Source organism: Hydrogenophaga sp. A37, assembly GCF_002001205.1.
Taxonomy (GTDB): domain Bacteria; phylum Pseudomonadota; class Gammaproteobacteria; order Burkholderiales; family Burkholderiaceae_C; genus Hydrogenophaga.
In genome coordinates this window covers 42,193-52,974 of record NZ_MUNZ01000056.1, presented here as the reverse complement: position 1 = coordinate 52,974, position 10,782 = coordinate 42,193, and the positions used below count along the sequence as shown (strand labels likewise).

Below are 10,782 nucleotides of genomic sequence, written 5' to 3'. Positions count from 1 at the left end.
GTGATGGGCTATGCCGAACGCCTGCGAGGGCTGTCCAGCAACGAGCTGTTGCAGGAATTGAACGCGCTCGGCGATCCAGGCGCCGTGCCATCGCTCCAGCTGCAGAGCGCGCTGGTGCTGATGCACCTCCACCAGCCGGCGGCCTCGGCACGCGCACTCAGCCTGCTGCAGCGGGTGGCGACGCATCCGGCGCCGGAGAGCGCGCCGTTCAAGCCGCTGGCGCGGCTGCTGGCGACCAGCCTGAGCGATCTGCGGCGCCTCGAAGACACGGTGGACCGGCAGGCGCAACAGCTGCGCGACAACCAGCGCCGCATCGACATGCTGAACGACCGGCTCGACGCCATGCGCGACATCGAACGCAGCCTCACGCCCCGGGCACCCGGACCAGGCTCTGGCCGGGGCACGGCGCCATGAACACCGACATCGAGCGCACGCCGTCGATCCCTGCCGGGTCGCGCGGGCGCCTGCTGGTGGTGGACGACGACCCCGACATGCTGCGCCTGCTGTCGATGCGGCTCGGCGCTGCGGGGTACCAGGTAACGGCGGTCGGGTCCGCCGAAGCGGCGCTCAGCCAGCTCGACATCGAGCGGCCGCAGCTGGTGCTGTCGGACGTGCGCCTGCCCGGGCGCGACGGCCTGGCGCTGTTCGACGAGGTCCGCACGCGCCACCCCTCGCTGCCGGTGATCCTGCTCACCGCGCACGGCACCATTCCCGACGCGGTGGAGGCCACCGCGCGCGGCGTCTTCGGCTACCTCACCAAACCCTACGAAGCGCGGGAGCTGTTGGAGAAGATCGCCCAGGCCCTGGCCATGAGCGCCCCGGCAGGGCCCAGCCACCCTGCCGACGAACAGTGGCGCGCCGAGATCGTCAGCCGCTCCAACCGCATGGCCGATCTGCTGGCCGAAGCCCGCATGGTCGCGCAGTCCGACGCCAGCGTGCTGCTGCGTGGCGACAGCGGCACCGGCAAGGAAGTGCTGGCACGGGCCATCCACCGCGCCAGCCCGCGCGCCAAACGGCCCTTCATCGCGGTCAACTGCGGCGCCATCCCCGAGGCCCTGCTCGAATCCGAGCTGTTCGGCCACATGAAAGGCGCCTTCACCGACGCCGTGGCCAACCACAAGGGCCTGTTCCAGGCGGCCGACGGCGGCACGCTGCTGCTCGACGAAATCGGTGACATGCCACCGGCCCTGCAGGTCAAGCTGCTGCGCGTGCTGCAGGAGCGCGCGGTGCGCCCGCTCGGCTCCAGTCAGTCGCTGCCGGTGGACGTGCGCATCATCTCGGCCACCCACCGCGACCTGGAAGCCGCCATGGCCCAGGGCCAGTTCCGCGAAGACCTCTACTACCGCCTCAACGTGGTCACGCTGACCCTGCCCACGCTGGCCGAGCGGCGCGAAGACATTGCCCTGCTGGCCAACCACTTTCTGGCCAAGCTGGCCGCCAAATACAGCAAGCGCAGCTCCGGCTTCGCGCCCGAAGCGCTCAAGGCGCTGACGATGTCGGCCTGGCCCGGCAACGTGCGCCAGCTCTACAACGTGGTCGAACAGGTGTGCGCCCTGTCCACCACGCCCCTGGTGTCGCTGGCGCTGGTGCAGCGCGCGCTGCGCACGCCCTCGGTGGAGGTGCTGAGCTTCGCCGACGCGCGGCAACGCTTCGAACGCGAGTACCTGGTGGATCTGCTGAAGATGACCGACGGCAACGTGGCCGACGCGGCCCGCCTGGCGCAGCGCAACCGCACGGAGTTCTACCGCCTGCTGCAGAAACACGCGCTGACACCGGGCCTGTTCAAAAGCGACAACGGAAGCGGATCGGGCGACGAAGGCACCGACCCTGTCGCTGATACGTGACAGCAGAAAGCCTTTGATTCAAAAGGCTTTTTCTAATCACCGACCCCAGGCTGTCGCCATCTGGCGACAAAAACAGGCGATGAGGCCGCGCCAGAGTCCCACCGCAGGCCTCTGACATCAACAATTTCCAACAAGCTGTTGATTCAAAAGGCTTTTTAAGACCTGGCACAGGGTTTGCCCTAATCAAGGCATGCCCCGCCCTTTTTCACCTGTTTCAGCCCACCTCGCGCGCCGTCGCTGGACCACGTTTTTCGCACTGCTGGCCATGCTGGCCGCGGCTCCCGCGATGGCCCAGGCGTTCGACTGGGCCACCCTGAGCCAGCTGGCCCAGACCCGTGCGCAAGCCCCCTACCGCGCAAACGGCGACAAGCTGCCGGCCGAGCTGAAAGCACTGGACTACGACCAGATGCGGTTCATCCGTTTTCGCGATGAACGCGCCACCTGGTTCACCGAACAGCTGCCGTTCCATGCCCAGTTCTTCCACCCGGGCGGAACCCAGACCGACACGGTTCGGGTTCACGAAATCACCGACGGTGTTGCCAAGCGCATCCCGTTCAAAAGCGAGCGCTTCGAATACGGCCGGCAGATCGTGGACCCCACCCTCTGGGGCGACGTCGGCTACGCCGGTTTCCGGCTGCTCCACCCGGTGAACCGGCCGGGCACGATGGATGAAGTCGCGGCCTTCGTGGGTGCGAGCTACTTCCGGGCCCTCGGCAAGAACCAGCAGTACGGCCTGTCGGCGCGCGGCCTGGCCATCGACACCGTGGGCGCCGGCGCCGAAGAATTCCCCCGCTTCACCGAGTTCTGGCTGGAGCGCCCGGCCCCCGGCGCCACGCAGGTCACGGTCTACGCCCTGCTGGAGTCGCCCCGCAGCACCGGCGCCTACCGTTTCGTGATCCGCCCGGGCAGCCAGACCACCATGACGGTGCACGCGCGGGTGTACCTGCGCACGGGCAGCGCACCGGTGACCACGCTGGGCCTGGCCCCGCTCACCAGCATGTTCAACTTCGGCGAAAACCAGCGCCACGCCACCGACTTCCGCCCCGAGGTTCACGACTCCGACGGCCTGATGGTGGTCACCGGCGAAGGCGAGTGGCTGTGGCGTCCGTTGCAGAACCCGCGCCAGGTGGTGGTCAGCTCCTTCTCCATGCAGCAGTTGCGCGGTTTTGGCCTGATGCAGCGCGACCGCGCCTTTGTCAGCTACGAAGACGTGGAGGCGCGTTACGAGCGCCGTCCCAGCGTCTGGGTCAAGCCGCTGAGCGACTGGGGACCAGGTCGGGTGGAGCTGGTGCAACTGCCCACGCCCGACGAAACGCACGACAACATCGTCGCGTACTGGGTGCCGGCCCGCACGCCCTTGCCCGGCGAAGCATTGGAACTGGCCTACGAGCTGGCGTGGCAGGGCGACGACCTGCAGCGCCCACCGTCGGCCTGGGTGACCCAGAGCCGCCGGGGCTACGGCTACACCAAGCTCAGCCCCCAGGAACAGTCCCTCCAGCCCAAGTTCGTGCTTGATTTTGCCGGCCCGTCCTTGGCGGCCCTGCCCGTGGGCGCCGACGTGCGGGCCATGGTCAGCACCGACAGCAACGGCCGCGTGCTCGAAGCGCTGGCCTTCCCGAACCCCGCCACCCAGACCTGGCGCGCCGTGATCCGCCTGGAACGCATCGACCCGGCCCGCCCGGTCGAACTGCGTGCCTTTCTCCAACACCAGAACCACACCCTGAGCGAAACATGGACACACCTACTCTTGCCCGAGTGACGCCCGCCACGAGCGGCCGCAGCCGGTTGCGCGAGGAGCGCCACCCCAACGCCGTGACCGCACCGCCGGTGCGCCGCGGGTCCATGGTGCCCCAGCCATGGCGAGGTTTCTGGAAGAGCATCGGCGCCAATGTGCTGTCGGTGGTCAGCGCCTGCCTGCCCGGGCAAGCGCAGGCCCAGACCGTTCGCGGCCCCCGGCCCATGGCCTGGGAGACCGCTGGCCAGCGCCGTCGCACGGTGTTTACCGTGCTGACGGTGCTGAGCACCCTGCTGGCTGCCAGCCTCTACCACCGCGCCCAGCCCGACGGTGAAAACACCTGGCTGCAGATGTCTCAACTGGCGCTGTTCGTGCTGCTCTCGGCTTGGGTCGTCACGGGTTTCGTGACCGCGCTGATGGGTTTTTGGGTGATGCTGCGCGGCGACCGCCACACGCTCACGGCCGCCTCGGTGCGCGACCACGCCATGAACCCCGAGGCGCGCACCGCCCTCATCATGCCGATCTGCAACGAAGACGTGGCCACCGTGTTCGCCGGCCTGCGGGCCACCTGCGAATCGCTGATCGGCACCGGCCACGCGGGCCAGTTCGACGTGTTCGTGCTGTCGGACAGCTACGACCCCGCCATCGCTGCGGCCGAGCGCCAGGCATGGGAGGCCTTGCGCGCCGCCCTGGCAGAACAGACCGGCCAGCCGCCGATCGAGGTCTATTACCGCCTGCGCAGCCGCCGCACCCACCGCAAGGCCGGCAACGTGGCCGATTTCTGCCGCCGCTGGGGCAAGGACTACCGCTACATGGTGGTGCTCGACGCCGACAGCGTCATGAGCGGCAGCTGCCTGGTGTCGCTGACCCAATTGATGGAAGCCAACCCGCGCGCCGGCATCATCCAGACCGCCACACAGGCCATCGGCCATGCCACTTTGCATGCGCGCGCGCAGCAGTTCGGCTCGCGAGTGACGGGCCAGTTGTTCACCTTGGGCATGCAGTTCTGGCAGCTCGGCGAGTCGCACTACTGGGGCCACAACGCCATCATCCGCGTGGCGCCGTTCATGAAGCACTGTGCGCTGGCACCCATCAAAGGCAAGGGCGGCATGTCCGGCGGCATCATGTCGCACGACTTCGTCGAGGCCGCGCTGATGCGCCGCGCCGGTTACCACGTGTGGCTGGTGTCCGACCTCACCGGCAGCTACGAACAACAGCCGCCAGACCTGCTGTCCGAACTGCAGCGCGACCGCCGCTGGTGCCAGGGCAACCTGCAGAACTCGCGCCTGATCGCCGAACCCGGCATCCACCGCGTGCACCGCTTCATGTTCGGCATCGGCGCCATGTCCTACCTGGCCGCACCACTGTGGCTGGCCTTCATGGCGCTGGGCACGGCGCTGGTGTTGAGCCACCCGGACCCACTGGCGTCGCTGCACAGCGTGTCGGACGAGCGCCTGGTGCTGTGGGGGTGGACGCTCTGTCTGCTGTTCCTGCCGCGCCTGCTGGGCCTGCTGGCGGTGTTCCTCAAGGGTGAACAAAAACGCTTCGGTGGTGTCGGCAACCTGCTGGTCAGCGCCGGACTGGAGAGCGCGCTGGCGCTGATCCAGGCGCCCATCCGCATGGTGGCGCACTCGCTGTTCGTGTTGGTGGCCGTGACCGGCATCCAGCTCGACTGGAAGTCACCGCCTCGGGAAGCCAATGGCGTGGCCTGGCGCGGTGCGGCGGCCCAGTTGGCGCCCATCGCTGCCGTGGTCGGTCTGATGCTGGTCGGCGTGGCCGCCCTCAACCCCGACGCGCTGCTCTGGATGCTGCCGGTGACCCTGCCACTGGTGCTGGCCGTGCCGTTCACCGTGGCCACGGGACACGTTGAACTCGGCGGCTGGATGCGCGCGCGCGGCGCCTTGCTGATTCCGGAAGAGTCCTGGTCGCCCGCGGTGCTGCGCCGGGCCTGGCGCCACGCCTCGCGCCTGTCGCTGCTCAAGCTCGCCTGAACCTGGCCCCGCGCTTGACCGTGTCGGTCAGGGACCGGGGGGAGGTTTCAGGTAACGCTCGTCGGACCAGGTGGCGAGCCACTTCGGCGCAAAGGCCACGAAGATGGCGCACAACATGCCGGTGAGGAAGGCATCGCCCCAGGCCATGAGCCAGCGCGCCACGAGCGCCTGCTCCAGCGCCACACCGCCGGCCAGCCGGTAGATCAGCTCCATCAACAGACCCGAGAGGAACACGGCCGCGGCCGTGCCCAGAAAGCCCCGGCCCAGCGTGTAAACGAACGGGTTGGGCGGCAGCCAGCGTCGCAACGCGGCGCCAATGAACAGGGCGAGCGTCGCGGGCGCCAGACCGATCCAGACCCACTGGGACACCGCCAGCACCGGGCCCACATCACCAACGCCCCAGACCACCAAGGCCACACCGCTGAGCACCACCACCGCCAGCGGCCAGCCCAACATCAACACCAGCAGGCTCGCGCCAGAGAACTGCACCGCCAGGCCCTTCGGCATGTGCTGTGGCAGCAGCCACAACCACGGCAGAACGGCCAACCCCGCCAAGGCCGGTGTCAGCAATGGGCCATCCAGCATGCGCCAGGGCTTGAGCCACAACGCAATCCCCAGGCAAAGCAGGCCGAGCGCCAGTTCCATGAAAAACAACATGCGGCTCAGTGTGAGCCAACGGCCGCGCCACTGTCTTGACATCGGTCAGTGACGCCTGCTCAACACAACAACACGGCGCCAGCGTCCAGGGCACCGACGGGCCGGCTTCGCCGGACGGCCAGTGCCTCCCCCTCGGGGGGTGACGCCGCAGGCGGCGCAGGGGGAGTCACATCCTGGGCATGCCCTTCATGCCACCCATGCGCTTCATCATCTTCATCAGGCCGCCACCCTTCATCTTTTTCATCATGCCCTGCATCTGCTCAAACTCCTTGAGCAGGCGGTTGACTTCCTGCACGTGCACGCCCGCACCGGCGGCGATGCGGCGCTTGCGCGTGGCCTTGATGATCTCGGGCTTGGTGCGCTCCCGCAGCGTCATGCTGCAGATGATGCCTTCCTTGCGCTTGATGTCTTTTTCGGCTCGAGTGAGGTCGGCCTCGGTGGCCTTGGCGGCCATGTTGCCGGGCAGCTTGTCCATCAGGCTGGAGAGGCCACCCATCTGTTTCATCTGTCGGATCTGGTCAAGGAAGTCGTTCAGATCAAAGTCGCCACCGCTCTTGACCTTGGCCGCAAGCTTCTCCGCCGCCGCCATGTCGACCCCGGCAGTGACCTGCTCGACCAGCGCCAGGATGTCGCCCATGCCGAGGATGCGGCCGGCGTGGCGCTCGGCGTCGAACACCTCCAGGCCATCGATCTTCTCCGACGTGCCGGCGAACTTGATCGGCGCGCCAGTAACCTGACGCACGGACAGCGCCGCGCCACCGCGCGAGTCGCCGTCGAGTTTGGTGAGGATGATGCCGGTCAGCGGCAGCGCTGCGCTGAAGGCCTTGGCGGTGTTGATCGCGTCCTGGCCCTGCATGGCGTCCACCACGAAGAGCGTCTCCACCGGGTTCAGCACCGCGTGCAGTTCCTGGATCTCGCGCATCAGCGCCTCGTCGATGGCGAGGCGACCGGCCGTGTCCACCAGCAGCACATCAAAGTAGTGCTTGCGGGCGTAGTCGATGGCCGCGCGCGCGATGTCCACCGGCTTCTGGTCGGGCGTGCTCGGGAACCATTCAGCCCCGGCCTGCGCGGTCACGGTCTTGAGCTGTTCGATGGCGGCCGGGCGGTAGACGTCGCCCGACACCGTGAGCACCTTCTTCTTGCGTTTTTCGATCAGGTGCTTGGCCAGCTTGGCGGTGGTGGTCGTCTTGCCCGCACCCTGCAGACCCGCCATCAGGATCACCGCCGGCGGTTGCGCCGCGAGGTTGATGTCGGCCACGCCGTGGCCCATGGTGGCGGCGAGTTCGCGGTTGACCACACTGACCAGCACCTGGCCCGGTGTGAGCGAACCCACCACTTCCTGGCCCAGCGCTTTCTCTTTCACCCGGGCGATGAAATCGCGCACCACGGGCAGCGCCACGTCGGCCTCCAGCAAGGCCATGCGCACCTCGCGCAGCATGTCGGTGACGTTGGCCTCGGTGATGCGGGCCTGGCCGCGCATTTCCTTGACGATGCGTGAGAGACGGTCGGAAAGGGCTGATGCCATGGGGTGCGCTCGGGTCGGGTGGGTGGTGGCGGCAGCGGACTGGCCGGGGTCCTGGTCGCGTGGCGGAACGCCAGCGGTTCGCACGGCCAAGACGCTTTAAACTCTGCTGACGATTTTAGCCGCGCCCTGCGCCCGACACCGGTTTTCACACCGACGCCATGAACCTGATGCCCGCCCTCACGACCAACCCGCCCGCAGCGCTGCTGTCGGCGGTGGCGGCGCTGTCGTATGCCTTCCTGGCCTGGGCCCACCCGCGCATGACACCCGCCCAGACGCGTGGTGTGCTGGCCTCGGCCTGGCTGCTGCACCTGGTCGTGTTGGCCATGGCGCTGCTGGACACGCCAGCCCGTTTCGGCTTTGCTCCGGCGCTCTCGGTCACCGCCTGGCTGGTGCTCTCCGTGTACCTCATCGAGAGCCGGATGTACCCGCAGCTCAAGGCCCGCTGGACGCTGGCGGTGCTGGGCACACTGGCGATACTGCTGGCCCTGTTCTTCCCCGGGGCCGAGTACCACGCTTTGCCGTCCAACTGGATGCCGCTGCACTGGGCCTTGGGCATTGCCTCCTACGGCCTGATCGCTGCGGCCGTGGTGCACGCCTGGCTCATGCAGCGAGCGGAAAAGGCCATGCGACAAGGCGCCACTTCGGAAACCTCGATGCCCCTGCTCACCCTGGAACGCCTCACGTTCCGTTTCGTGGCGGCGGGCTTTGTGCTGCTGAGCGCGACACTGCTGGTCGGCGGCTGGTTCTCCGAGCTCATCAACGAACGCTGGGTATGGAACCACAAGACCGTGTTCTCCGTGCTGGCCTGGCTCATCATGGGCGTGCTGCTCTGGGGCCGCTGGCGCCTGGGCTGGCGCGGCCGGGTAGCGGTGCGCACCCTCTACCTGGGGGCGGGCTTTCTGCTGCTGGGCTACGCCGGCTCGCGATTCGTGCTCGAAGTCGTCCTCCAGCGCGCCTGACCCCATGAAATTCCTTCTGGTTCTGGGGGTGGTGCTGGTGGCTTTCTGGATCTGGCGCAACAACCGCCTGAACGAACGCCCCGGCGCTCCGCCCGCTCGCGCGCCGGGCAAGCCGGTGGCCATGGTGGCCTGCGACCACTGCGGCACCCATTTGCCCGAGGTCGAGGTGATCAAGGGTCAACAGGGCGTCTATTGCTGCCAGGAACATCGCCGGCAGAACGAAGGGCCATCGCCGTGAGCACCGACTCGCGATCCGGGCGCTGACATGGCGCGAGGACCTTCCTCCCAGTTCGCCCCGTCCTGGTTTTCCACCCTGGAGGCTGGGTCCGGCAGCCAGGGTCAGGCGCATCGGGTGCGGGCTTACGTTCGGCTCTGGCGCGCGTTCATGCGCGCAAGGGTGCTCATCGCGCTGGTGTTGCTGGCCTTGCAGGTGTTTGTGCTGCTCACCCAGAGCGGTGGCCCCAAATGGCTGGTGCTGGTCAGCGCGCTGCACCTCAGCATGGCGCTCGCGGTGCTGTTCTGGACCCGGCCGATTGAGCCAGGCAAACCGTTCAAGGTCCAGTGGCTGATGTCGATCGGCGTTGACCTGGTGGTCTTCGCCGTCCTCCAGTATTTTCAGCAAAGCGGCATCAACTACACACCCCTGTTTGCGTTGCCGGTGCTGCTGGCCTCCATCCTGGGGTCGGTGACACTGGCCCTGGCCACCGCGGCCGGGGTCACCCTGTACCTGTTGGGCGACGCGGCGCTGAGTGCACCCTTGCTCAGCACCGTGTCCACCGCCAGCCTGCTGCAGGCAGGTTTGACAGGCACCGGTTTTTTCCTGATCGCCTTCCTGGCCAACCAGCTGGCGCAGCGCCTGGCGCGGGAAGAGGTGCTGGCACAGACCAGCCAGGCGGCCGCGCGCACCCAGGCACAGGTCAATGAACTGATCATCGAAAGCCTGAGTGAAGGTGTGCTGGTGGTGGACCGCCATGGCGTGGTGCGCAACGCCAACCCGGCGGCCCAGAACATGCTGATGGGCGACAACTATCCACATGCCGCCAAGCTGTTGCTGTCGGCCCGCCCGGGCTGGAGTGGCATCGCCCGCCTCGTGGACAAGACCTTCATGCACAGCGACGGGCTCGAGTCGGAGGTGCGGATCGACCTCGACGAGCTCACCACCCACCGCTTCTTCGCCCGCACCCGCCTGACCAGCTCACAGAGTGGCCGTCAGGCAGAGTTGTGTGTGCTGTTTCTGGAAGACCTGCGCGAGGTGGAAGCGAAGGTTCGCACCGAGAAACTCGCGTCCATGGGCCGCATGTCCGCGGCGGTGGCCCACGAGATCCGCAACCCGCTCTCGGCCATCACCCAGGCCAATGCGCTGCTGGACGAAGAGGTGTCGGAACCCGGGCAGAAGCGCCTGACCCGCATGATCGAGCAGAACGCGCAGCGGCTCGCGCGCATCGTCGACGACATCCTCAACGTCGCCAGGGCGCAACCCAGTCAGGGCGACTCCGTGATCGTGCTGCCGGTCGACCAGACCCTGCGCCAGATCACCCACGAGTGGAACAAACAGAACAAGGCCCAGGGCGTGCTGGGCGTCCACCCCCATGCGCCGGGCGCCCACATCGGCTTTGACCCCGAGCACCTGCGCCGCCTGCTGATCAACCTGCTGGACAACGCCTTGCGTCACGCCAGTGGCCGCCCGTCGTCGATCCGGGTGATCTCGCAACCCCATGGCAACGACCGGGTGCGCATCTCGGTCTGGAGCGACGGTGTGCCGCTGGAGGCCAGCGTGCTGCGGCATTTGTTCGAACCGTTCTTTTCTTCCGAGAGCCGCTCCAGCGGTCTGGGCTTGTACATCTGCCGGGAGCTGTGCGAACGCTACGGCGCGCAGATCGCCTACCAGCGCAGCCGCCTCGACCAACTGGAAGGCAACGAGTTCTATGTGCTCGCGCCGATCATCAAAGGGACGCCCCGTGCCCCGGTCCAGCAGAGCCTGAGCTATCCGCCCAGCGATTCGGTGGCCTACACGCGACCCGGTTTGTCGCAGTCTGAACCCCCTTCACTCTCCACGCTCTGAAGCGTCCCC

8 protein-coding genes and 1 pseudogene are annotated in these 10,782 nt (G+C 67.6%); 7 read left to right on the top strand and 2 right to left on the bottom strand.

What is annotated here, in order from left to right; translation table 11 throughout:
- From B0E41_RS27005 to mdoH, 4 genes and pseudogenes are all read left to right on the top strand, one after another.
- Positions 1-414 (top strand): annotated as a pseudogene (locus B0E41_RS27005) (hypothetical protein); the annotation flags it as partial.
- Positions 411-1,844, top strand: coding sequence for a sigma 54-interacting transcriptional regulator (locus B0E41_RS02725; RefSeq protein ID WP_077328562.1), 1,434 nt, complete (start codon positions 411-413; stop codon positions 1,842-1,844). The pseudogene B0E41_RS27005 and the gene B0E41_RS02725, both read left to right, overlap by 4 nt.
- Positions 1,845-2,034: 190 nt before the next feature.
- Positions 2,035-3,603, top strand: a complete 1,569-nt coding sequence (locus tag B0E41_RS02720) for a glucan biosynthesis protein G (protein ID WP_077328560.1) — start codon at positions 2,035-2,037, stop codon at positions 3,601-3,603.
- Positions 3,576-5,570 (top strand): glucans biosynthesis glucosyltransferase MdoH, encoded by a 1,995-nt coding sequence (mdoH, locus tag B0E41_RS02715; protein WP_077328558.1) that lies wholly within the window; start codon positions 3,576-3,578, stop codon positions 5,568-5,570. Before B0E41_RS02720 ends, mdoH begins: the two co-directional genes overlap by 28 nt.
- Positions 5,571-5,597: 27 nt before the next feature.
- Here mdoH and B0E41_RS02710 read toward each other — a convergent pair whose 3' ends face one another.
- Together B0E41_RS02710 and ffh are read right to left on the bottom strand one after the other, a co-directional pair.
- Complete coding sequence (locus tag B0E41_RS02710; protein ID WP_077328556.1) at positions 5,598-6,227, bottom strand: hypothetical protein; 630 nt, start codon at positions 6,225-6,227, stop codon at positions 5,598-5,600.
- A gap of 166 nt (positions 6,228-6,393) precedes the next feature.
- Entirely contained in the window at positions 6,394-7,752 is a 1,359-nt protein-coding gene (ffh, locus tag B0E41_RS02705; RefSeq protein ID WP_077328576.1) for a signal recognition particle protein, read from the bottom strand.
- Between the two features lie 158 nt (positions 7,753-7,910).
- Between ffh and ccsA the strand changes: the two genes are divergently transcribed.
- The 3 genes from ccsA to B0E41_RS02690 all read left to right on the top strand — a co-directional run bounded on the left by ccsA (position 7,911) and on the right by B0E41_RS02690 (position 10,773).
- A complete protein-coding gene (gene ccsA, locus B0E41_RS02700) occupies positions 7,911-8,711 on the top strand; it encodes a cytochrome c biogenesis protein CcsA (RefSeq protein WP_143433627.1) in 801 nt (266 codons plus the stop codon).
- Between the two features lie 4 nt (positions 8,712-8,715).
- Positions 8,716-8,949, top strand: a complete 234-nt coding sequence (locus tag B0E41_RS02695; protein WP_077328554.1) for a PP0621 family protein — start codon at positions 8,716-8,718, stop codon at positions 8,947-8,949.
- Positions 8,950-9,096: 147 nt separating this feature from the next.
- Positions 9,097-10,773, top strand: coding sequence for an ATP-binding protein (locus B0E41_RS02690; RefSeq protein WP_253194564.1), 1,677 nt, complete (start codon positions 9,097-9,099; stop codon positions 10,771-10,773).
- Positions 10,774-10,782 lie beyond the last annotated feature (9 nt).